The sequence below is a fragment of the Geodermatophilus sp. SYSU D00867 genome, from assembly GCF_054050315.1.
Genome location: NZ_JBJGZC010000026.1, coordinates 20,187 through 42,439 on the forward strand (window position 1 = coordinate 20,187; position 22,253 = coordinate 42,439).

At 75.4% G+C, this 22,253-nt stretch carries 21 protein-coding genes, 2 tRNA genes and 1 pseudogene; 8 read left to right on the forward strand and 16 right to left on the reverse strand.

The annotated features are described in order from the left end of the window. Positions 1–25: 25 nt before the first annotated feature. Positions 26–98, reverse strand: a tRNA-Gln gene (locus ACI8AK_RS20225). A 186-nt stretch (positions 99–284) separates the two neighbouring features. On the opposite strand from ACI8AK_RS20225, the gene ACI8AK_RS20230 reads away from it, so the two are divergent. Both ACI8AK_RS20230 and ACI8AK_RS20235 read left to right on the forward strand, forming a co-directional pair. Beyond that, the gene (locus ACI8AK_RS20230; RefSeq protein WP_387987925.1) at positions 285–1,274 is read left to right on the forward strand and encodes an acyl-CoA desaturase; all 990 of its coding nucleotides are present in this window, start codon (positions 285–287) and stop codon (positions 1,272–1,274) included. A 29-nt stretch (positions 1,275–1,303) separates the two neighbouring features. Then, positions 1,304–1,891, forward strand: coding sequence for a TetR family transcriptional regulator (locus ACI8AK_RS20235; RefSeq protein ID WP_456957724.1), 588 nt, complete (start codon positions 1,304–1,306; stop codon positions 1,889–1,891). Positions 1,892–1,894: 3 nt separating this feature from the next. On the opposite strand, the gene ACI8AK_RS20240 is transcribed toward ACI8AK_RS20235, so the two are convergent. The 8 genes from ACI8AK_RS20240 to ACI8AK_RS20275 form a co-directional block, all read right to left on the reverse strand. Further along, on the reverse strand, positions 1,895–2,854 hold the full coding sequence (locus ACI8AK_RS20240; RefSeq protein ID WP_456948773.1) for a 4-(cytidine 5'-diphospho)-2-C-methyl-D-erythritol kinase: 960 nt from the start codon (positions 2,852–2,854) through the stop codon (positions 1,895–1,897). Then, positions 2,851–3,570: a 16S rRNA (adenine(1518)-N(6)/adenine(1519)-N(6))-dimethyltransferase RsmA gene (gene rsmA / locus ACI8AK_RS20245; RefSeq protein WP_456901646.1), complete on the reverse strand. Its 720-nt coding sequence runs from the start codon at positions 3,568–3,570 to the stop codon at positions 2,851–2,853. The genes ACI8AK_RS20240 and rsmA overlap by 4 nt, the downstream gene beginning before the upstream one ends. Positions 3,571–3,726: 156 nt before the next feature. Then, complete coding sequence (locus ACI8AK_RS20250) at positions 3,727–4,818, reverse strand: transglycosylase family protein (protein ID WP_387987929.1); 1,092 nt, start codon at positions 4,816–4,818, stop codon at positions 3,727–3,729. Positions 4,819–5,140: 322 nt separating this feature from the next. Next, entirely contained in the window at positions 5,141–5,980 is an 840-nt protein-coding gene (locus ACI8AK_RS20255) for a hypothetical protein (protein WP_456957726.1), read from the reverse strand. Positions 5,981–6,007: 27 nt separating this feature from the next. Then, a complete protein-coding gene (locus ACI8AK_RS20260; protein ID WP_456957728.1) occupies positions 6,008–6,898 on the reverse strand; it encodes a TatD family hydrolase in 891 nt (296 codons plus the stop codon). Next, entirely contained in the window at positions 6,895–8,691 is a 1,797-nt protein-coding gene (gene metG, locus ACI8AK_RS20265) for a methionine--tRNA ligase (protein ID WP_387987932.1), read from the reverse strand. The genes ACI8AK_RS20260 and metG overlap by 4 nt, the downstream gene beginning before the upstream one ends. A 36-nt stretch (positions 8,692–8,727) precedes the next feature. After that, complete coding sequence (locus tag ACI8AK_RS20270; protein ID WP_456957730.1) at positions 8,728–9,339, reverse strand: hypothetical protein; 612 nt, start codon at positions 9,337–9,339, stop codon at positions 8,728–8,730. A 101-nt stretch (positions 9,340–9,440) separates the two neighbouring features. After that, positions 9,441–10,937 carry an amino acid permease gene (locus ACI8AK_RS20275; protein ID WP_456901652.1) on the reverse strand — a complete coding sequence of 499 codons (1,497 nt, stop codon included), beginning with the start codon at positions 10,935–10,937 and terminating at the stop codon, positions 9,441–9,443. Between the two features lie 121 nt (positions 10,938–11,058). On the opposite strand from ACI8AK_RS20275, the gene corA reads away from it, so the two are divergent. After that, entirely contained in the window at positions 11,059–12,153 is a 1,095-nt protein-coding gene (gene corA / locus ACI8AK_RS20280; RefSeq protein ID WP_387987935.1) for a magnesium/cobalt transporter CorA, read from the forward strand. Positions 12,154–12,225: 72 nt separating this feature from the next. Here the strand turns inward: corA and ACI8AK_RS20285 are convergent. Together ACI8AK_RS20285 and rsmI are read right to left on the reverse strand one after the other, a co-directional pair. Then, positions 12,226–12,393, reverse strand: a pseudogene (locus tag ACI8AK_RS20285) (endonuclease domain-containing protein); the annotation flags it as partial. Positions 12,394–12,473: 80 nt separating this feature from the next. Beyond that, positions 12,474–13,310 (reverse strand): 16S rRNA (cytidine(1402)-2'-O)-methyltransferase, encoded by an 837-nt coding sequence (rsmI, locus tag ACI8AK_RS20290; RefSeq protein ID WP_387987936.1) that lies wholly within the window; start codon positions 13,308–13,310, stop codon positions 12,474–12,476. A gap of 54 nt (positions 13,311–13,364) precedes the next feature. Here rsmI and ACI8AK_RS20295 point away from each other — a divergent pair, with 54 nt between their 5' ends. From ACI8AK_RS20295 to ACI8AK_RS20310, 4 genes are read left to right on the forward strand one after another with little or no spacing between them, the layout of a single operon-like run. Then, positions 13,365–14,897: a dolichyl-phosphate-mannose--protein mannosyltransferase gene (locus ACI8AK_RS20295; protein WP_387987937.1), complete on the forward strand. Its 1,533-nt coding sequence runs from the start codon at positions 13,365–13,367 to the stop codon at positions 14,895–14,897. Between the two features lie 44 nt (positions 14,898–14,941). Further along, the gene (locus ACI8AK_RS20300) at positions 14,942–15,388 is read left to right on the forward strand and encodes a MarR family winged helix-turn-helix transcriptional regulator (protein ID WP_387987938.1); all 447 of its coding nucleotides are present in this window, start codon (positions 14,942–14,944) and stop codon (positions 15,386–15,388) included. Next, a complete protein-coding gene (locus ACI8AK_RS20305) occupies positions 15,385–16,674 on the forward strand; it encodes an MFS transporter (RefSeq protein ID WP_456957732.1) in 1,290 nt (429 codons plus the stop codon). The genes ACI8AK_RS20300 and ACI8AK_RS20305 overlap by 4 nt, the downstream gene beginning before the upstream one ends. 58 nt (positions 16,675–16,732) lie before the next feature. Beyond that, a complete protein-coding gene (locus ACI8AK_RS20310; protein ID WP_387987940.1) occupies positions 16,733–17,527 on the forward strand; it encodes an ArsR/SmtB family transcription factor in 795 nt (264 codons plus the stop codon). A gap of 76 nt (positions 17,528–17,603) precedes the next feature. On the opposite strand, the gene ACI8AK_RS20315 is transcribed toward ACI8AK_RS20310, so the two are convergent. The 5 genes from ACI8AK_RS20315 to galU all read right to left on the reverse strand — a co-directional run bounded on the left by ACI8AK_RS20315 (position 17,604) and on the right by galU (position 21,601). Further along, positions 17,604–17,677: transfer RNA gene (locus ACI8AK_RS20315), tRNA-Ala, on the reverse strand. 73 nt (positions 17,678–17,750) lie between these two features. After that, positions 17,751–18,449 (reverse strand): divisome protein SepX/GlpR, encoded by a 699-nt coding sequence (gene sepX / locus ACI8AK_RS20320; RefSeq protein ID WP_456957734.1) that lies wholly within the window; start codon positions 18,447–18,449, stop codon positions 17,751–17,753. A gap of 189 nt (positions 18,450–18,638) precedes the next feature. Beyond that, positions 18,639–19,256, reverse strand: a complete 618-nt coding sequence (locus tag ACI8AK_RS20325; protein WP_456948935.1) for a GNAT family N-acetyltransferase — start codon at positions 19,254–19,256, stop codon at positions 18,639–18,641. Position 19,257: 1 nt separating this feature from the next. Next, positions 19,258–20,652, reverse strand: coding sequence for a molybdotransferase-like divisome protein Glp (gene glp, locus ACI8AK_RS20330; RefSeq protein ID WP_456957736.1), 1,395 nt, complete (start codon positions 20,650–20,652; stop codon positions 19,258–19,260). A 31-nt stretch (positions 20,653–20,683) separates the two neighbouring features. Further along, a complete protein-coding gene (gene galU, locus ACI8AK_RS20335; protein ID WP_387987943.1) occupies positions 20,684–21,601 on the reverse strand; it encodes a UTP--glucose-1-phosphate uridylyltransferase GalU in 918 nt (305 codons plus the stop codon). A gap of 57 nt (positions 21,602–21,658) precedes the next feature. On the opposite strand from galU, the gene ACI8AK_RS20340 reads away from it, so the two are divergent. Beyond that, a complete protein-coding gene (locus ACI8AK_RS20340) occupies positions 21,659–22,252 on the forward strand; it encodes a 5-formyltetrahydrofolate cyclo-ligase (RefSeq protein ID WP_456901655.1) in 594 nt (197 codons plus the stop codon). The last annotated feature ends 1 nt before the right edge of the window (position 22,253 follow it).

The following is a 22,253-nucleotide window of genomic DNA, read 5'->3' on the forward strand; positions in this document are numbered from 1 at the left end:
ACGGGTGGGACCGGGTGGGACGTCGCTGGGGGACTCGGACTCGAACCGAGACCTCCCGGCTCCAAAGGCCGGCGGGCTGCCGATTACCCCATCCCCCACCGCGCGCCGTCTCCGCACGGCAGCGCGTGGGACGAGCCTAGGGGGCGCGTCCGAGGCGGGCACGGGAGCCGCCCGGACCGCGTCGTCCCCTCGGGGAGCGGCCCTCCCTACGGTGACGTAGGTTACGGCCCCGGAGCCGCCGGACGTCGAACCGCGGCCCGCGACGGACGACCCCTGGAGGCCACGTGTCCGCCCCTTCCCTCACCCGGCCGACGGCCTTCCGTCCCGCAGACCCGGACAAGGGCCTGCCGCCCAACGCGCTGGGCAAGGAGAAGGGGCACCTGGAGCAGGTCACGCTCTACGCGTTCGTCGTCGTGCCGTTCCTCGCGCTGGCGGCGGTCGTGCCGGCGGCATGGGGCTGGGGGCTGTCCTGGCTCGACGTCGGCCTGGCCGTCGGCTTCTACTTCCTCACCCTGCTCGGGGTGACCGTCGGCTACCACCGGTACTTCACGCACGGCTCGTTCAAGGCCCGCCGCCCGCTGCGGATCGCGCTGGCGGTCGTCGGCTGCATGGCCGTGCAGGGCCCGGTGGTGCAGTGGGTGGCCGACCACCGCCGCCACCACGCCTTCTCCGACCGCGAGGGCGACCCGCACTCGCCGTGGCGGTACGGCACCGACACCCGCGCGCTGCTCAAGGGCATGTGGCACGCCCACCTCGGCTGGCTGTTCGACCGGCGCCAGACCAACGCCGAGCGCTACGCCCCCGACCTGCTCAAGGACCGCGGCCTGCGGATCACCAGCCGGCTGTTCGTCCTCTGGGCGTTCCTCAGCCTGGCCGTGCCGACGGCGGTCGGCGGCCTGGTGACCGGCAGCTGGACCGGCGCCTGGACGGCGTTCTTCTGGGCCGGGCTGGTGCGCGTCGCGCTGCTGCACCACGTGACCTGGTCGATCAACTCGATCTGCCACGTGGTGGGCAGCCGGCCCTTCGCCTCCCGGGACCGCGCCACCAACTTCTGGCCGCTGGCGGTCCTGAGCGCGGGCGAGTCCTGGCACAACCTGCACCACGCCGACCCGACCTGCGCCCGGCACGGCGTGCTGCGCGGGCAGGTCGACATCAGTGCCCGGGTCATCTGGGTGTTCGAGAAGCTCGGGTGGGCGCACTCGGTCAAGTGGCCCGACCCGGTCCGGCTGGCGGCCAAGCGGCGGGTCCCGGCCGCCGGCGCCGTGTCGTCCTGACCGCCGGCGCGCCCCGGCGACGCGCGCGGATGGACCGCTCCCAGCGGCGCGAGCAGCTGGTGGCGGTCGGCCGGGAGGTGTTCGCGCAGCGCGGCTACGCGGCCACCTCGATCGAGGAGCTGGCCGCCCGCGCCGACGTGAGCAAGCCGGTCCTCTACGAGCACTTCGGCGGCAAGGAGCGGCTCTACGCCGCCGTCGTCGACCGGGAGATGGCGCGGGTGCTCGAGCGGTTCACCTCGGCCCTGGCCGCCGGCGGCAGCCCGCGGGCGCTGCTGGAGCGGGCGGCGCTGGCGCTGCTGGACTACGTCGAGGAGGACACCGACGGGTTCCGCGTGCTCTCCCGCGACTCCCCCGGTTCGTACTCGTCGCTGATCGGCGAGCTGGCCCGCCGGGTCGAGCACCCGCTCGGCGAGCAGTTCGGCGCGCGCGGCCACGACCCGCGGCTGGCCGAGCTCTACAGTCAGGCGCTGGTCGGGATGGTCGCGCAGGTGGGCCACTGGTGGCTGGAGACCCGCTCGCCGGGGAAGGCGGAGGTGGCCGCCCGGCTGGTGGACCTCGCCTACAACGGGCTCGCGCACCTGGACCCCGACCCGGCGCTGCGGCACCGGGGCGGCTGAGGCTCAGCCGACCAGGCGGGCCCCCGGCACCGGCCCGTGCACCACGCGGACGGTGCGGAACAGGCCCTCCCCCGCCAGGACGGCGGCCAGCCGCACCGCCGCGTCCTCGTCGGGGGCCAGCGCGGCCACGGTCGGGCCCGACCCGCTGACCACCGCGGCGGCGGCGCCGGCGTCGACGGCCCCCCGCAGGGCGCGGCGCAGCGCCGGGCGCAGCGAGACGGCGGGCGCCTGCAGGTCGTTGGCCAGGGCCGCGGCGAGGGCGTCCACGGGGCCGCTGCGCAGGGCGGCCACCACCGGCTCGGGCGAGGGGAACGCGGCGCCGTCGGGCACCCGGCCCTGGGCGCGCAGCCGGTCGAGCTCGGCGTAGACGGCCGGCGTCGACAGCCCGCCCTCGGCGATGCCGAGCACCCAGTGCGACGGCCGCCGGGCCAGGACGGGGGTGAGCCGCTCGCCGCGGCCACTGCCGAGCGCGACCCCGCCGGCCAGCGAGAACGGCACGTCGCTGCCCAGCTGCGCGGCCAGCGCGGTGAGGTCACCGCGGGTGGCCCGGGTCCCCCACAGCGCGTCGAGGGCCACCAGCGCGGCCGCGGCGTCGGCGCTGCCGCCGGCCAGCCCCGCGGCGGCAGGGATGGCCTTGTCGACGGCGATGGCGGCGTCGGCGGCGACCCCGGCGTGCTCGGCGAGCAGCTCGGCGGCCCGCCACACGAGGTTGCGCCGGTCGGTGGGCACCGGGTCGGGGCCACCGGCGCCCTCGCCGGTCACCGTCACCGACAGCCCCTCGCCGGGGCGCACCGTCACCGTGTCCAGCAGGGAGACGGCGAGGTAGACCGTCTGCAGGTCGTGGAAGCCGTCCTCGCGCAGCGGGCCGACCGCCAGCGACACGTTGACCTTGGCGGGGGCGTGCGCGGCCACGGAGCCGTCGCCGCGGGTGTGCCCGGGGCCGCCCGGGGAGGACCAGCTCACGGAGCGGTCGCCGCCAGCCGGGCGAAGTCGGCCACCGACAGCTGCTCGCCGCGGGTCGCGGGGTCGATGCCCGCCGCCCGCAGCCGGGCCTCGGCGGCGGCCGGGCTGCCGGCCCAGCGGGCCAGCGCCGCGCGCAGGCCCTTGCGGCGCATCGCGAACGCGGCGTCGACGACGGCGAAGGTGGCGGCCCGGTCGCCGGGCGGCGGGTCGTGCCGGTCCAGCGCGACGAGCCCGGAGTCCACGTTGGGCTCGGGCCAGAAGACGCGGCGGCCGACGTTGCCGGCCCGCCGGGCGGTGCCGTACCAGGCCGCCTTCACCGACGGCACGCCGTAGGCGGCGCCGCCCGGCGGGGCCGCCAGCCGCTCGGCGACCTCCGCCTGGACGAGCACCAGCGCCCGGCGCAGGGAGGGCAGTAGCTCGAGCAGGTGCAGCAGGACGGGCACGGCCACGTTGTACGGGAGGTTGGCCACCAGCGCCGTGGGAGGCGGCCCGGGCAGCTCGGTCACCCGCAGCGCGTCGGCCTCGACGACGGTCAGCCGGCCGGCGAGGTCGGGCCGGCGGGCGGCCACCGTGGCCGGCAGGAGGGCGGCCAGCCGCGGGTCGATCTCGACGGCGGTGACCGCGGCGGCGGCCGGCAGCAGCCCGAGGGTCAGCGAGCCCAGGCCCGGCCCGACCTCGAGGACGACGTCGTCGGGCCGCAGCTCGGCGGTGCGCACGATCCGGCGGATGGTGTTCGCGTCGTGCAGGAAGTTCTGCCCCAGCGTCTTGGTGGGGCGCAGGTCGAGCTGCTGGGCCAGCTCGCGGATCGCGGCCGGGCCCAGCAGCCCGTCGGCCTGCTCGTGAGGAGTGCTCAGCGGGGTGTTCTCCAGGGGTCAGAGGTGGCGACCGCAGTGCGGCCACGGCGAGGCGCCGCGGGCGGCGTAGAGCCGCTCCCCGATGTCGATCTGCTGCTCCCGGGTGGCCTGGTGCGGGTACTGGGCGTACTGGCCGCCGCCGTTGGACAGCCAGGTGCTCTGGTTGAACTGCAGGCCGCCGTAGTAGCCGTTGCCGGTGTTGATGGACCAGTTGCCGCCGGCCTCGCACCGCGCCAGCGCGTCCCAGTCCAGGCCGCTGGTGGAGGGCTCCGGGGCCGGGCGCTCCTTCGTGCCGATGCTGACCTGCTCGTCGACCGCCGGGCGGGTGACCGTGGTGTTCAGCTGCTCGCGGGCGGTCTCGACGCCGTCGGTGACGGTCACGCGGAAGGTGGTGGCCTGCTCCCCGTCGACGCCGGGCCGGGTGACGGTCTCGTCGCCCTCGAAGGCCTCCGGGTCGTCGGTGCGCACCGTCTGGTGCGGGATCGGGGCGGTGACCACCTGCTCGGTCACCTGCACACGGTAGACCTGCAGCCGCATGGCGTTGAGCAGCGGCTGGGTCGCGAACAGGCTCGTCCGGTCGTGCTCGCCGAGGGTCACGCCCTGCTCGGCGAGCAGGTCGCCGGCGGTGGCGGCGGTGGTGGTCACCACGCGGGTGGCGCCGTCGACGACGAGCGTGACGGCCTTCGGGGTGGTGATCGACAGGGCCATGCCGTCGAGCGGGAGCCGCTCGCTGCGGCTGGCCGACAGCACCATGTCCTCGGCGCGGTAGCCGAGCTGGTCGAGCGCCTCGTCCACCGACAGCGCGGTCACGTAGACCTCGCGGGTGACGCCGTCGACGGTGAGCTGCAGCGGACGGGCGCGGTTGACCACGACCGTGTCGCCGTCGGCCACCGCGGCCGCGGGGCGCGGGAGGACGACGTCGTGCGACTGCGTCCGCAGGCCCTCCTCCTCGAGGACCTCCCCGACGGTGTCGGCGTGGGTGCTGACCTCGCGGGCCTGCCCGTCGACGGTGAGCGTGAGCGACTTCTGCGCGGCGGACCAGGCCACGGAGCCGCCGACCAGCCCGAGCAGGACCAGGGCGAACAGGGCGAGCTTCAGCGTTCGGGGCACGACACTTCCACGGGGTCGAGGGACCGGGCAGGGGGTCGCACACCCGAGCGGCAGCCGACAGCACGGGGGCTCCCGGGACCGTCGGACGCCGTCCGGCGATCCCACCCCGGCTGTCAGTCACGACACGATAACGAGTGCGCCACGTCTAGCAACGGTGCGCAGGAAGTGAACCAGGGGGACGACACGTCGACATGCAGCCGCGCCGACACGAACCGTGAGGGACGCGCCGCGCGTGACAGCGGTGACGGATGCGGTGGGTGAGGTCAGCCGGTGACCGACGTCACGGTGTGACCGGCGCCCCGGCCGGGCAGCGCAGCAGGCCTCAGCCGGCGAGCGCCCGCTCGTTCGCCCGCACCGGGCGCAGCCAGGTGAGCAGGAAGCCGGCGACGGCGAGGCCCGCGGCCAGGCTCGCGAACCCACCGGCGACCAGCGCGACCGGCAGCAGGTCGACGTTCTCGGTCACCCGGTCGCCGAGGTCGATGCCGGCGACCAGCAGCAGGGTGCCGAGGGGCAGCAGCGCGAGCACGCTCGTCGCCGCGGTGACCAGGTGCGCGGTCCAGGTGCGCAGCGCCTCGTCGACCGGCACGTCGGCGCCCTCGGCCGGCAGCGGGCGGACGAGGACCCGCAGCAGCGCCGTCTCGGCCAGCAGCCACGCCACGAGCGGGACCAGGAGCGCGACCCAGGCGACGGTGTCGGCGAGCTCGCCGCGCCGCCACATCAGGACGGTCACGACGACCTCCGCGAGCACGACGGCGCGCGTGGTCCACAGCAGCCACGGCGAGACCTGCTCGCCGCGCCGCGGCCGGCGGGCGGGGTCGGACAGCCGCCAGCGCGGCCGCGGACGGGTCGCCTCCGCGAGCAGCACGCCGGTGAGCAGGCCGACGACGAGAGCGGGCAGCCAGAGGAACACCGACGCCTCGGCGAACATCACGACGCTGGCGACGATCCCCACGACGCCGAGCAGCAACCCCAGCCGGCGGACGCGGCGGCCGTGCTGGGCCTGCCGCTGCAGCGTCGCCACACCCCCGGGGGTGGGCGTGGCGAAGTCGATCGCCGCCGACGCGACGGCGCGGCGGCCGGCGGCCAGGGCCCACGCGCGGGCGAGCAGCACGCCGGGCACCAGGACGGCGATGAACAGCACGACGGCGATGAGGCGACCCACGCAGACCAGTGTGCAACGCCGACGGGGTCAGTCGCCCCGGCCGGTCTCCCAGGTCCCGAAGATCCGCTCGGCGTTCCGGGTCAGGGCGTCGCAGAGCTGCGCGACCTCCACGCCGGTGACCTCGGCCAGCGCCCGGACGGTGTGCGGCACCAGGCGCGAGGCGTTGGGCCGGCCACGGTGCGGCACCGGCGTGAGGAAGGGCGAGTCGGTCTCGACGAGCAGCTGGTCCAGCGGCGTGAGGGCGGCGGCCTCGCGGAGGTAGCCGGCGTTGCCGAAGGTGAGCGTCCCGGCGAAGGACAGCACGAAGCCGCGCTCGACGCACGCCGTCGCGAACGCGGCGTCGCCGGAGAAGCAGTGCATGACCACGTGCTCCGGCGCGCCCTCGTCGTCGACGACCCGCAGCACCTCCTCGTGCGCGTCGCGGTCGTGGACGACCAGCGCGACCCCGTGCTCCTTGGCGATCCGGACGTGCGCCCGGAAGGAGGCCTCCTGCGCCGCCCAGCCCTCGGGGCCGGTGCGGAAGCGGTCCAGCCCGGTCTCCCCCACCGCCCGCACCCGTGGCAGCGCCGCCAGGCGGTCGATCTCGGCCAGCGCGTCGTCGTCGGCGGCGCCCTCCCCGGCCTCGTTGGGGTGGACGGCGACGGCGGCCAGCACACCCGGGTGCCGGGCCGCCAGCTCCGCCGACCACCGCGAGGACGGCACGTCGACGCCGACCTGCACCAGCCGCGGGACCCCCACGGCGGCCGCGGCGGCGATCTCGGCGTCCACCGCGTCGTCGTCCGCGGGCTCGTCGGTGCGGAAGCCGTTCAGGACGATGTCGAGGTGGGTGTGGCTGTCGACCGCCGGGGCCGGCAGCGGGTCCGGGGACGGCGGCGGCTCGCCCCGCCGGTTGGCGCGGGACGCGGCGGAGCGACTCACTTCGTCCCGTCCTCCAGGCGCGCCAGCTCCTCGGCCACGATCGACTCGTCGAGCTTGCGGAACACCGGGGTGGGCGGGGACAGCGGCGTGCCCGACGGCAGCGGGCGGGAGGCCCACACCGCCTGCGCGTCGCCGTAGTCGCCGGTGATGACCGGGTACGGCGAGCCGTCGTCGAGGTCGGTGACCTCCTCGACGCGCGGCGCCGGCGACCACACGCCGGTGCCGCCGAGCAGCTCGTGCACCTTCTGCGCCGAGTGCGGGAGGAACGGCGTGAGCAGCGCGTTGCAGTCGCTGACCGCCTGCAGCGCGGTGTGCAGCACGGTGTCCCGGCGGGCCGGGTCCTCCTTGAGCTTCCACGGCGCCTGGTCGGACAGGTACTTGTTCGCCTCGCCGACCACCCGCATCGCCTCGGTGGCCGCCGCCTTCTGCCGGTTGCGGGCCAGCAGGTCGCCGATCGGCCCGAACGCCGACGACGTCGAGGCCAGCAGGGCGCGGTCGGCGTCGGTCAGCTCCCCCGGCGTCGGGACGGCGCCGACGTTCTTCGCCGCCATCGACACCGTCCGGTTGACCAGGTTGCCCCAGCCGGCGACCAGCTCGTCGTTGTTCCGCCGGAGGAACTCCGCCCAGGTGAAGTCGGTGTCCTGCGTCTCGGGGCCGGCGACGGCGACGAAGTAGCGCAGCGCGTCGGCGTCGTAGCGGGCGAGGAAGTCGCGGACGTAGATGACCACCTGCCGCGACGAGGAGAACTTGCGGCCCTCCATGGTCAGGAACTCGCTGGAGACCACCTCGGTGGGCAGCGCCAGCCGGCCCAGCGAGCCGGGGCTGCCGCCCCTGTCACCCTCGCCGTTGTAGCCCTGCAGCTGCGCGGGCCAGATCTCGGCGTGGAAGACGATGTTGTCCTTGCCCATGAAGTAGTAGGCGTCGGCGTCGGGCGACTGCCACCACTGGCGCCAGGCGTCGGGGTCCCCGGACCGGCGGGCCCACTCGATGGACGCCGACAGGTAGCCGACGACGGCGTCGAACCAGACGTAGATGCGCTTGTCGGGCCGGTCGCGCCAGCCGTCGAGCGGGATCGGCACGCCCCAGTCGATGTCGCGGGTGTAGCTGCGCGGCTTGAGGTCCTCGAGCAGGTTCTTGGCGAAGTTGAGCACGTTGGGCCGCCAGCCCCGGCGGCTGTCGAGCCAGTCGCCGAGGGACCGGGTGAAGGCGGGCAGGTCGAGGAAGTAGTGCTCGCTCTCGACGAAGCGCGGCGTCTCGCCGTTGATCCGGCTGACCGGGTTGATCAGGTCGGTGGGGTCGAGCTGGTTGCCGCAGTTGTCGCACTGGTCGCCGCGGGCGCCGTCGTAGCCGCAGATCGGGCAGGTGCCCTCGATGTAGCGGTCGGGCAGCGTGCGGCCGGTGGACGGGCTGATCGCGCCGAGCGTCGTCTGCGGGAAGACGTACCCGTTCTTGAGCAGGCCGAGGAAGATCTCCTGGCTGACCCGGGCGTGGTTGACCGTGGTGGTGCGGGTGAACAGGTCGTAGGACAGGCCGAGGGCCTGCAGGTCGCCCACGATCAGCCGGTTGTTCCGGTCGGCGATCTCGCGTGGGCTCACCCCCTCCGCGTCGGCGGCGACGGTGATCGGCGTGCCGTGCTCGTCGGTGCCGCTGACCATGAGGACGCGGTCCCCGGCCATGCGGTGGTAGCGGCTGAAGACGTCGGAGGGGACGCCGAAGCCGGAGACGTGGCCGATGTGCCGCGGGCCGTTGGCGTAGGGCCAGGCCACGGCGGTCAGGATGTGCCGATCACTCACGACACCGAGCGTAGTGAGCGGCGGCCACCCGCCCGGTCAGTGACCGGCGACGGTGCTCGCGGGCGGGAGCTCGCCGGCGACGGGCGTGCTCAGCGCGACGGCGCCGAGGGCGACGCCGATCACCGCGACGGTGGCCACGCGCAGCCGCGGGTGGCGCGCCGGGGCGGCCGGGCGGGTGCGCGGCGGGACCGCGGCGGCCCAGGCGAGGGTGGCCGGCGCCGAGGTGAGCAGCAGCTTGCCGACCGGCACCGCCAGCGCGAGCAGCGCGACGGCCGGCAGCGGCAGCGTCGTCGGCAGGTCGCCGACCAGCGGGGTGACCAGGCTGACGGCGAACAGGGCCGCCACGCCCACGATCTCCGCGCAGGCCAGGCCGTTCGCGAGACGCCGTCCGCCCTCGAGGGCCGCCAGGCCGCTGCCCGCGCACAGCACGATCCAGCCGGCCAGCCCGCCGAGCACCGCGACGACGACCGGCGCCGGCGGCCGCGACGCGGCGGCGAACAGCCCGTCGAGCCCGGTCAGCCCGGCCGCGAGCAGCGCCGCGGCCTCCAGCCCGCAGACGGCGGCCAGCGCGAGCACGGCCGCCGGCCACCGCCGGGGCGCGGACGGTGCGGGTGCGGGGAGGGGTGCGTCGAGGACGCTGGTCGCCACGGGTCTGCTCCTGGCCGGGGACGTCGGTCACCGGTCAGGTCGTCCCGCGCGGGCCGGCGCAGGAGGGACGGCGGAGCGCTTCTCACCCCCCGGGGTGAGCGTCAGAGGCGCTTGCCGGTCCCCGCCCGTGCCGAGCCGGTGGCGAAGCGGCTGCGCTGCCGTCCGTAGACGAAGTACATGACGACGCCGACGGCCATCCACACGAGGAACCGCAGCCAGGTCTCGGTGGGCAGGTTGGCCATGAGCCACAGGCTGGCCAGCGCCGAGACGATCGGCAGCAGCGGCACCAGGGGCACGCGGAACGAGCGGGGCAGCTCCGGGCGGGTGCGCCGCAGGATCCACACGCCGATGGAGACGAGGAAGAAGGCGAACAGGGTCCCGATGTTCACCAGCTCGGCCAGCTCGGAGAGCGGCACCAGCCCGGCCAGGACGGCGACGACGATCCCGGTGCCGACGGTGATCTTGTAGGGCGTGCCGTACCGCGGGTGCACGGTGCCGATCGAACGCGGCAGCAGCGCGTCGCGGCTCATCGCGAACAGCACCCGCGACTGGCCGAGCATCAGGATCATCACCACGGACGTCAGCCCGGCGAGCGCACCCAGCGAGATGATGCTGGAGAAGAAGGTGAGCCCGTTCGCGGCGAACGCCCCGGCGAGCGGCGCGCTCTCGCTGAGCTCCGTGTAGTTCTGCATGCCGACGACCACCAGCGACACGGCGACGTAGAGCAGCGTGCAGATGGCCAGCGAGCCGATGATGCCGCGGGGCAGGTCGCGCGCCGGGTTGCGGGTCTCCTCGGCGGCGGTGGCCACGATGTCGAAGCCGATGAAGGCGAAGAACACGATGGCCGCGCCGGCCAGGACGCCGCCCCAGCCGAAGGTGCCCTGGCTGAAGCCGGTGAGCACCGAGATCAGCGGGGTGTCCAGCCAGCTCTCGCCGCCGTCGGCCGCGTTCTCGGCGGGCGGCACGAACGGCGAGTAGTTGTCGGCGACGAGGTAGAACGCGCCGACCACGATCACCAGCAGGACGACGGCCAGCTTGATGGCCACGATCACCGCGGTGACCCGCGAGGACAGCTTGATGCCGAGCACCAGGACGGCGGTCATCGCCAGCACGATCACGATCGCCGGGACGTTGAACGACGCCGTCTCCCCCGCGATCGACGTCGGGAGCGCCAGGCCGACGTCGTCCAGGAGCTGGTTGAGGTACCCCGACCACCCCACGGCCACCGTGGCCGCTCCCAGCGCCAGCTCGAGGACGAGGTCCCAGCCGATGATCCAGGCGACGAACTCGCCGAAGGTCGCGTAGGAGAAGGTGTACGCCGAGCCGGCCACCGGGACGGTGGAGGCGAACTCGGCGTAGCAGAGCGCGGCCAGCCCGCAGACGACGCCCGCGACGACGAAGGAGACCGCCACCGCGGGTCCGGCCTGGTTGCGCGCGACCACACCGGTGAGCACGAAGATACCCGTGCCGATGATCACCCCGACGCCGAAGACCGCCAGGTCCAGGCCGGAGAGGTTCTTCTTGAGCCGGTGTTCGGGTTCGTCGGTGTCGCGGATGGACTCCTCGACGGACTTGACCCGGCGCGAGTCTGCGGCCACGGCGTCCTCCTCGGGTGGTACCGGCGGCGGCCCCACGGGCAGCGTGGCACGAGGGCCGCGAGCCCGCACGCCTACGCTTCTGTCGCCCCGTCGCGGCGGCGGGACGGGAGGAGGCCCACCGGTGACCGACCAGCGGGAGGACGCCCCTCCCGGGCCGTTCGTGCCGACCACGCGGCCGCGGCCGGCCGGGGCGCCGCGGCCGGTGACGACGCGGTCGGCGGGCGTCGACGCGATCGTCGACTGCGCCGTCTACGTGCAGGGACGCCGGGAGCCGCCGGTGGACCCGATGGTGGCGCTGGAGGCCGCCGTCGAGCGGGGCGGCTTCGTCTGGCTCGGGCTGTTCGAGCCGACCGAGGCGGAGCTCGGCGCGATCGCCGAGCGCTACGGGCTGCACCCGCTCGCCGTCGAGGACGCCGTCTACGCCCACCAGCGGCCCAAGCTGGAGCGCTACGACGACGACCTGTTCATGGTGCTCAAGACGGCGCGCTACGTGGAGCACGAGCAGCTGACCGCGACCAGCGAGGTGGTCGACACCGGCGAGGTCATGGTGTTCGTCGGCCCGCGCCACGTGATCACCGTGCGGCACGGCGACCACAACGACCTGACCGAGCTGCGGCAGCGGCTGGAGGAGCAGCGCGACCTGCTGTGCCTGGGCCCGTCGGCGGTGCTGTACGCGGTGGCCGACCACGTCGTCGACACCTTCGTCGACGTCGCCGAGCAGGTGCAGGACGACGTCGACGAGCTGGAGGCGTCGGTGTTCAGCCCCGAGCGCACCGACGACATCGGCCGGCTGTACCAGCTCAAGCGCGAGCTCATGTCGCTGCGGCGGGCGGTCGGGCCGCTGGAGGTGCCGCTGCACAAGCTGGCCGAGCGGCAGGTCGAGTCGGTCCCGCAGCCGATGCGGTCCTACTTCCGCGACGTCCTCGACCACGCGATCCGGGTGCGCGACCAGGTGGCCGGGCTCGACGAGCTGCTGTCGTCGATCCTGCAGGCCTCGCTCGCGCGGACGTCGATGGCCGACAACGAGGACATGCGGAAGATCTCGGCGTGGGCGGCCATCGTGGCGGTCCCGACCGCGATCGCCGGGATCTACGGGATGAACTTCGAGCACATGCCGGAGCTGCACTGGCGCTGGGGCTACGCGATGGTCTGGCTGGTCATCCTCGTGACCTGCTCCCTGCTCTACCGCGGCTTCAAGCGCAACGGCTGGCTCTAGCGCTCCTGGTCGCGCCGGGTGCACACGGCGCGGGAACGACCGCGCCGGGAGCGCGTCGTGTGCACGTCCTGCTCATCGCCGCAGCGCCGCCCGGATCGTCGCGAGCAGCCGGACGGGATCCCGCAGGTCGGCCGCGGTCACGAAGACGACGGTCCACCCCGCTGCCTGCAGGGCGTTGAGCCGCCGCCGGTCGCGGGCGAACCGGCCGGGCTCGGCGTGCCACGCGCCGTCGTACTCGACCGCGACCCGCGGTGCCGGCCAGGCGAGGTGCCTGGGCGCCTCAGGACCCGCGGTGTGTGCACACGGCGCGGGTCAGCCCGTCAGGGCTTGGCGGCGACGACGGCGTCGTAGACGGTGCGGCGGGGCAGGCCGGTGCGGGTGACGACGGCGCGGATGGCGTCCTTGCGGGTGGCGCCCGCGGCCTCCTCCCCCGCCACCAGCGCGGCCAGCTCGGCGGGCGACAGCGACACCGGCTCCGGCGTGGCTCCCGCGACGACGAGGGTGATCTCCCCGCGCACGCCGTCGGCGGCCCACTCCGCCAGCGCGGACAGCGGCCCGCGCCGGACCTCCTCGTGCGTCTTGGTCAGCTCCCGGCACACCGCGGCCGGCCGGGAGTCGCCGAACGCGGCCGCGCAGTCGGTCAGCGCCTCGGCCAGCCGGTGCGGCGACTCGAAGAAGACCATCGTGCGGCGCTCGTCGGCCAGCGAGGCCAGGCGCGACCGCCGCTCCCCCGCCTTCCGCGGCAGGAACCCCTCGAAGCAGAACCGGTCGACCGGCAACCCCGACACGGCCAGCGCCGTCGTCACCGCGGACGGCCCGGGCACCGAGGTGACCTCCACGCCGGCGTCGATCGCGGCCCGCACCAGCGTGTACCCGGGGTCGGAGACCGAGGGCATGCCGGCGTCGGTGAGCAGCAGGACGGTCGCGCCGTCGGCGAGCGCCGCCATGAGCCCGGGCAGCCGCTGGCGCTCCACCGACTCGTGGAAGGTGACCACCCGGCCGGTGAGCGTGACCTCGAGGTCGGTGGCCAGCCGGTGTAGCCGGCGGGTGTCCTCGACGGCGAGCACGTCGGCCTCGGCCATGACCCGCCGCAGCCGCGGGCCGACGTCGCCGGGCTGGCCGAGGGGCGCACCACCGAGCACGAGCCGTCCGGTCACGACGACGAGCCTGTCACGCCGGGGCGCACCGCCGTCCCACATACCCTGAGGCGCATGGCGGTCCTGGCTCCCGAGCGCACGGGCGCCGGGGACCCGCCGGACGACGTCCCCGCCCGTCCCGCGCGCCGCTGGCCGGCACCCCGGCCGCGGGTGGACCGCGTCCCGCCGCTGCCCGGCGACCGGCTGCTGTCGTGGGTCCTGGCCGCGGTGCTCGGCGTCGCGACGCTGGTCAGCCGGCTGGTCGGCATCAGCTACCCCGACACGCTGCTGTTCGACGAGGCCTACTACCCGCCCGAGGCGCACGACCTGCTGGTCTGGGGCCACGAGTACAACCGCGGCTACACGTTCATCGTCCACCCGCCGCTGGGCAAGTGGCTGATCGCCGCCGGCGAGCAGGTGTTCGGCTACACGAGCCTGGGCTGGCGGTTCCCCTCGGCGGTGGCAGGCGCGCTCGCCGTCGTCCTGCTCACCCGGCTGGCCCGGCGGCTGACCGGCTCCACGCTGCTCGGCCTGGTCGCCGGGCTGCTGCTGGCGCTGGACGGCTTCGCGTTCACCGTCTCCCGCATCGGCCTGCTCGACGTCTTCCTGCAGGTGCTCGTGCTGGCCGCGGTCGCCTGCCTGGTGGTCGACCGCGAGCGGGTGCGCGCCCGGGTCGCCGGTTCGCGGCCGGTCCCGGCCACCGGGTTCCGCCTCGGTCCGCGAGGCTGGCGGATCGCGGCCGGGTTCCTCTTCGGCTGCGCCTGCTCGGTGAAGTGGAGCGGCATCTGGTTCCTGGCGTTCTGCGCCGTGCTGTCGCTGTGGTGGGACCGGCAGGCGTGGCGGGAGGCCGGGGTCCCGAGGCCGACGGCGACGGCGCTGCGCCGCGGCCTGCCCGGCGCGACCTGGGCGCTGGCCGCCGTCCCGGTGCTCACCTACGTCGCGAGCTTCGCCGGGTGGTTCCTCGGCGAGACGGCGCAGGGGCGCTGGTGGGCGCAGCGCAACCCGGAGACTGCGTTCCCGTGGATCCCCGACGTGCTGCGCTCCTGGTGGCACATGCACGCCGAGTGGTGGACCTTCCACAACGGCCTGTCCACGCCGCACCCGTGGGAGTCGGGCCCCTGGACCTGGCTGGTGAACGGCCGGCCGATCCTGCTGTGGAACCCGCAGGGCCTCACCGACGCCGCGGGCGACCAGGTGGTCCGCTACATCCTCATGGTCGGGACGCCGACGCTGTGGCTGGCGTTCGCGCCAGCGCTGGCCTGGACGCTCTGGCGGGTCGTCGCCCGCCGCGACCCGGCCGCGCTGCTGGTCGCCGTCACGGTCGCCGCCGGCTGGGGCACCTGGTTCCTCAACCCCGAGCGCACGATGTTCGTCTTCTACATGGCGCCGGTGCTGCCGTTCTTCGTGCTGGCCGTGACCCTGGTGCTGCAGGACGTCCTCGGCCGCCCGGGCGCTCCGGAGTGGCGGCGCAGCGCCGGTCTGGCCGCGGTCAGCGGCTACGTCGCCGTGGTGGCCGGCACCTTCGTCTTCTTCTACCCGGTGCTCACCGGGCGCCCGCTGTCGCACGCCGACTGGCTGCTGCGGATGTGGTTCCCGTCGTGGTTCTGAGGTGCCCGCACCGCGACAGATAGTTGGGGCGTACAACTGAATGCGTGAGCGCCCCGACCCTCGACGACCGGCTCGCCGACGTCGTCCTGCGGCTCGGCGTCCTCACCGACCCCGACGACGGCCTGTCCCGCACCGCCGCGGCGGCGCTGTCGCGCCTCGAGCGCCGGGGCCCCACCCGGGTCACCGAGCCCGCCGCCGCCGAGGGCGTCACCCAGCCCTCGATGAGCGCCCTCGCCGCGCGCCCGGCCGCGCAGGGCCTGGTGCGCCGCGGCGGTGACCCCGCCGACGCACGGGTCGTCCTGCTCGGCCTCACCGCCGAGGGTGCCCACCGCCTGGCGCAGCGCCGTGCCCGGCGGGCCCGTCGCGTGGACGCCGCCCTGGCCGCCCTCTCCCCCGACGAGGTCCGCCGCGTCGCCGACGCGCTGCCGGCCCTCGACCGTCTCGCCGGAGCACTGCGCCGGCACGAACCCACCCCGGAGGTGACCCGGTGAGCTCCGCCGCCGGATCCAGCACCTGGAGGCAGCCGAAGGCGGTCTACGCCGTCGCCTCCGCCTGCGTCGTGAGCTTCATGGGCATCGGCCTGGTCGACCCGATCCTGCCGGCGCTGTCCGAGCAGCTCGACGCGACGCCGAGCCAGGTCAGCCTGCTGTTCACCAGCTACCTGGTGGTGACCGCGGTGGCCATGCTCGGCACCGGCTGGGTGTCCAGCCGGATCGGCGCCAAGAGGACGCTGATCACCGGCCTCGCGATCATCGTGGTCTTCGCGGCCCTGGCCGGGCTGTCGGACTCCATCGACGGGATCGTCGGCTTCCGCGCCGGCTGGGGCCTGGGCAACGCCCTGTTCATCGCCACCTCGCTGGCGGTCATCGTCGCCTCGGCCACCGGCGGCTTCGCCGGCGCGATCGTGCTCTACGAGGCGGCGCTCGGCCTCGGCATCGCGGCCGGCCCGCTCGTCGGCGGGCTGCTCGGGAACGTGAGCTGGCGCGGTCCGTTCTTCGGCGTCGCCGTCCTCATGGCGGTCGCCCTGCTGGCCACCGTCGTGCTGCTCGACGAGACGCCGGGGCCCGCGCGGCGGACCCCGCTGTCCGCGCCGCTCAGGGCGCTGCGGCACCGCAGCCTGCTGACCATGAGCCTCACCGCGGTCCTCTACAACTGGGGCTTCTTCACGATGCTGGGCTACGCGCCCTACCCGATGGAGCTCGGCGCCATCGACCTGGGCTGGGTGTTCTTCGCCTGGGGCTCGCTCGTCGCGCTGTTCTCCGTGGTGGCCGCCCCCAGGCTGCAGGCCCGCTTCGGGACCGCCCCCTCGCTCTACGGCGCGCTGGGCTCCTTCGCCGTCCTGCTCCTGCTCATCGGCCTGTTCACCGACGTCCGCTGGGCGCTGATCACCTGCGTGATCGCCTCGGGCGCGGTCGTCGGCATCAACAACACACTGACCACCCAGGCGGTCATGCTCGTGGCGCCCTTGGAGCGGCCGGTCGCCTCGGCCGCCTACGGCTTCGTGCGGTTCATCGGCGGCGGGCTCGCCCCCTTCGTCGCCGGCGAGATGGTCGACGCCTGGGACATCCACGTGCCGTTCCTCGTCGGCGCGGGTGCCGTGGCCCTCGGCGTCGGCGTCCTGGCCACCGGCCACCGGATGCTGGCCGCCGCCGACGCCGGCCCGGTCGGGGACGCGCACGGCCCGGTCGACGACGTCGCCGGCGAGCTGGCCGACGAGTTCGGCGGCGCCCCGGCCGCGGTCGAACGCGAGGTCACCGCGGAGCGGGCCCGCGCCTGAGCGCCCCGGCGTCCGTGCGCGTTGACACGTGCAGGTAGATGCCTGCACGATCGGCGGCGTGCAGCCCGGAGGCGAGGACGCCGTCTTCAAGGCGCTGGCCGACCGCACCCGGCGACTCCTGCTGGACCGCCTGCGGGAGCGTGACGGGCAGACGCTCGGCGAGCTGTGCGCGGGCACCGGCATGGCGCGCCAGTCGGCCACGCAGCACCTCGACGTCCTCGTCTCCGCGGGGCTGGTCACCGCCGTCCGCCGCGGCCGGGAGCGGCTGCACTTCCTCAACCCGGTCCCGATCGCCGAGATCGAGCGGCGGTGGATCGCGGCTTTCGACCGGCCGCGCCTGCAGGCGCTGTCCGCCATCCGCACCGCAGCAGAGGAGCACGCCATGAGCGAGCGGGTCCCCACCTACGTCTACGTCACGTACGTCCGCGCCTCGGCCGCGCAGGTCTGGCGCGCCCTGACCGACGCCGACCTCACGGCCCGCTTCTGGGGCCACGCGAACGTCTCGGACTGGCAGCCCGGCTCGCGCTGGGAGCACCGGCGCACCGACGGATCGGGGATCGCCGACGCCGGCGGCCGGGTGCTCGAGACCGATCCCCCGCGGCGCCTGGTGATGACCTTCGGGGAGGCCGACGGGGTGGAGCCGCCGGGCGGGGACTCGGTCGTGACGTTCCTCGTCGAGGAGCACGGCGGCATCGTCCGGCTGACGGTGACGCACGAGAACCTCGCCGGGGAGACCGAGCTGGGCCAGGTCTCCCAGGGCTGGCCGGCCGTGTGCGCCAACCTCAAGTCGCTGCTGGAGACCGGCGAGGTGCTGCCCGAGGCGCCGTGGGAGATGGCGCCGACGCCCGCCTGACCGTCGTCCGGGTCCCGGAACGGCGGACGCCGCCGGGGCGGGTGCCCCGACGGCGTCGGCGGTGGTGCGGTCTGGGTGGAGCTGAGGGGATTTGAACCCCTGACCCCCTCGATGCGAACGAGGTGCGCTACCGGACTGCGCTACAGCCCCTGACTGCGGGCCCAAGACTACCGCCCGCGACCCCGGGCGCCACCAGCGGGGTGGCACCCGGGGGGTCGGCGCCTCAGCCGTTGACCACGCGCGGCTGGTACAGGTCGATGTCGGCGAAGCCGATGTCGTCGTCGTCCAGGCCGACGACGGCGCTGTCCTGCCAGCCGGCCGGCACCGGGCGGGCGGCCACCACGCGGGCCGGGCGCAGCGGGTGCACCGGCGCGAGCGGCAGGCTCGGGTGCGGCAGGCCGACCGTCGGGTGCAGCGGCTCGTCGGCCAGCACCGGCTCGGCGACCAGCGGCTCGACCACCCGGGGCGCCGGCCTCGGCGCGGGCCGGGGGGCCGGCCGCACGGCCGAGCGGGCGGCGGTGCGGGCGGCCCGGCGGGCGGCGGCCCGCTCCCGGCGCACGGCGGCGCGCAGCACCACGAGGTAGCCGACCAGCGCGACGTCGAGCACCCCCTGGGCCACCCACAGCCACGGGGTGAGGGTCAGCGCGCCGACCAGCGCCAGCAGCGTCAGCGCCAGCAGCCCGGCCAGCGTGCGCCGCCGCACGGCGTGCACGTCGATCCGCAGCTCGCCGGTCTGCCGCAGCAGGTCGCGGTCCACCGCCACCCGCTCGGTCTCCGCCGAGCGGACCGGGTCACCCACGCGCCGGCGCTGCAGCGTCCGGCCCCGGGTGACCTCCGCGCGCGTCGCCGAGGAGTCGCCGCGGGTCACCACCATCGGCACCAGCACGACGAACCACAGCACGACCAGCGCGGCGAGAAGCACGCCTGACCCCATCGAGAACACCACCCGTCACACGAGTCACTTGCCGCGGCAGGTTATGCACGCGAATCCCCAGCTAGAGGGAGGTTCCTGGGCGTGTCGCGCGAGTGGTCGTGTGACGGAAGGGATTCGCCAAGCGGCGCGTCGATTCGTGGTCGACTGCTCACGAAGCGTGAATGGAATGTCGACGCGTCAGCGAGGTGCGCGGGAGGCCCAGAGCCCGAGCACGCCCTGCGGCACGTCCTCGACCAGCAGCGCGTACGCGAGGTGGTCGCGCCAGTCGCCGTCGATGTCGAGGTACCGGCGCAGCAGCCCCTCCCGGCGGAACCCCAGCCGCTCGACCAGCCGCTGGCTCGGCCCGTTCTCCGGGCGGATGTCGGCCTGCAGCCGGTGCAGCCCGCCGGGGCCGAACGCGTGGTCGCAGACCAGCGCCACGGCGAGCGAGGCCACGCCCCGCCCGGCCACCTCCCGGTCGATCCAGTAGCCCAGCGACCCCGACCGCAGCGCGCCGCGCACGACGTTGTCCACGGTGACCTGCCCGGCCAGCTGCCCGTCCACCCGGACGGCGAACGGCATCGCCGCCCCGGCCCGGGCGCGGCGGGCGACCGAGCGGCGCATCGCGCGGTAGGCCGCCGGGGTGTGCCGCACCGACCAGGCCACCCCCGCCGAGGGCTCCCAGGGCCGCAGCCAGGACTCGTTGGCCAGCCGCAGCCGGCTCCACTCGGCGGCGTCGCCGCGGCGGAGCGGGTGGAGCTCGACCGGGCCGTGGGCGAGGCGGGCGGGCCAGCCCGGGTGCTGCGCCGGGTCCAGCTCAGCCGCCCAGCAGCAGCGGCATGACCGTCACGAGCCCGCCCTCGGCGACCTCGGTGACGTCCTCGTCGACGACGACGAGGCAGTTGGCCCGCGCCATCCGGGCGAGCATCGCCTCGTCGCCGTCGCCGAGCGGCTCGACGACGTAGCCGCCGTCGGGGTGGCGCATGACCTGGCCGTGCAGGTACTGCCGGTACCCCAGCGGCGAGACCAGCCGCTCGGCCGAGATCGCCTGCACGGTGCGGCGGAACAGCTGCCGCTTGCCCAGCATCGAGCGGATTGCCGGGCGCACGAAGACCTCGAAGGACACCAGCGCGGCCACCGGCTCGCCGGGCACGCAGATGACCGGGACCTCGTCCCGGCCCAGCCGGCCGAAGCCCTGCACCGGTCCCGGGTGCATCGTCACCTGACGGAAGCGCATCGGGCCCAGCTCCGCGAGGACCTCCTGCACCAGGTCGCCCTCGGCGGCGAAGGTGCCGGCGATGAGCACCAGGTCGCTGCGCAGCAGCTGGCTCTCGAGCACCTCGGTCAGCCGGCGCCGGTCGGTGGGCAGGATCCCCCAGCGGTAGGCGGCCGCCCCGGCGTCGCGGGCGGCCGCGGCCAGGGCATAGGTGTTGACGTCGACCACCTGACCGGGCGTGGGCTGGGCGGTGATGTCGACCAGCTCGCTGCCGGCGGACAGGACGGCGACCCGCGGCCGGGGCCGGACCTGCACCCGGTCGCGCCCGACGGCGGCGAGCAGGCTGATCTGCGCCGGGCCGATCGGGGTGCCGGTGCGGACGGCGACGGTGCCGGGCGAGACGTCGTCGCCGGCCCGCCGGACGTAGCTGCCGGCCTCGGGCGCGCCGTGCACCTGCACCCGGACCAGCCCGCCGTCGGTCCACACGGCCGGGACGACGACGTCGGCACCGGTGGGCAGCATCGCGCCGGCGCCCACCTTCTGCGCCAGCCCCGGCGCGAGCGCGGTCGGGCCCGCGGCGCCGGCGACGGTCTCCCCCACCACGGCCAGCTCCACCGGCACGTCCGGGGTGGCCGCGGCGACGTCCTCGGCCCGGACGGCGTAGCCGTCGAGCGCGGCCTGGTCGAAGGCGGGCAGCGCGCGGGCACTGACCACCTCCTCGGCGCAGAGCAGGCCCTGGGCGTCGAGGACGGCCAGCTCGATCGGCTCCGGCTGCGGCACCGCGGCGAGGATCTCGTCCAGGTGCGTCTCGACGGTGCGCAGCGCCGGCGTCTCGGGCTCGGCGGCCGCCGGCGGGGCCGGGAGCGCCGCGTCGGGGCCGATCGCGGCGGTGGTGTGCACCGGCAACCGCGAGGACGTCGGCGGGTCGAGGGTGGCCCCGCTGCGGAGGTCCAGCGCCGTGGTGTCCCGCGCCCCGGGCGTGCCGTTCTCGCTCATCGCTGTGATCGTCCCCCCTGCGGGGAGCGGGTCAGGCCTGCGACGCGCCCTCGGCGGGCAGGTCGGCGACGAACTCGGTGAGCCAGGAGCGCAGCGCGGGACCGAGGTCCTCGCGCTCGGCGGCCAGCCGGATGACCGCCTTGAGGTAGTCGAGCTTGTCGCCGGTGTCGTAGCGGCGGCCGTCGAAGACCACGCCGTGCAGCGGCTCGCCGCGCTCGACCAGCGTGGCCAGCGCGTCGGTCAGCTGGATCTCCCCGCCGCGGCCGGGCGCGGTCTCGCGCAGCACCTCGAACACCTCGGGGGCGAGCACGTAGCGGCCGATGATCGCCAGGCTGCTCGGCGCCTCGTCGACCGGCGGCTTCTCCACCAGGCCGGTCACGGTCACCACGCCGTCGGACGAGCCCGGCTCGACCGCGACCGCGCCGTACTTGTCGATGTTCTCCCGGCCGACGTCGAGCAGGGCGATCACCGAGCCGCCGTGCTCGGCCTGGACGGCGAGCATCTGCTCGAGCAGGTGGTCGCGGGCGTCGATCAGGTCGTCGCCGAGCAGGACGGCGAAGGGCTCGTCGCCGACGAAGGCGGCCGCCTGGAGCACCGCGTGGCCCAGCCCGCGCGCCTCGCCCTGCCGGACGAAGTGCACCTGGGCGACCTCGGTGGACTCGTGGACGGCGGCCAGCCGGTCGGCGTCGCCCTTCTTCTCCAGCGCGGTCTCGAGCTCGGGGGTGCGGTCGAAGAAGTCCTCGATCGCCGCCTTGTTGCGGCCGGTGACCATGAGCACCTCGGCGAGGCCGGCCCGGGCGGCCTCCTCGACGATGTACTGCAGCGCCGGCCGGTCCACGACGGGCAGCAGCTCCTTGGGCACCGCCTTGGTGGCGGGGAGGAACCTGGTCCCCATCCCCGCGACGGGGATGACGGCCTTGCGCGCCGGACGCGGCGTCGGGGTCGACATGGGGTGGGAGCCTATCCAGCCGGCCGCGGCCCGGTCCCCCGCCTCTAACCTTCGCGGGTGACCTCCGCGCAGGACGGCGACGCGACCAAGGCCGCGCTGCGCGAGGCGGTCGCCGCCCGCCGCCGGGCCCGTCCCGCCGCCGAGCGCGCCGCCGCGGCCGCCGCGGTCGCCGCGGCGCTCCTCCAGCGCCTGGCCGGGGTCCGGCTGCTGGCCGCCTTCGTGCCCGACGAGACCGAGCCCGGCCACGGGCGGCTGCCCGCGGTGTTCACCCAGCTCGGGACCCGGGTGCTCCTGCCGGTGGTCCCGGACAGCGGCGCCGAGCTGCGCTGGGCGGTCGACACCGGCCGGCTGGCGCCCGGCCGCTTCGGGCTGCTGGAGCCGGTGGGGCCGCGGCTGGGGCCGACGGCGCTGGGGACGGCGGAGGTGGTCGTCGTCCCGGCCCTGGCGGTGGACCGCACCGGCGTGCGGCTGGGCCGGGGCGGCGGCTACTACGACCGCGCGCTGCAGCACGCCCGCCCCGGCGCGGTCGTCGCGGCGCTGGTCTTCGACGACGAGCTGGTCGACCGGCTGCCGGCCCTGGAGCACGACCGCCCGGTGACCGCCGTCGTCACCCCCTCCGGCGGCTGGCAGGAGATACCGGCCGGTAGGTGAC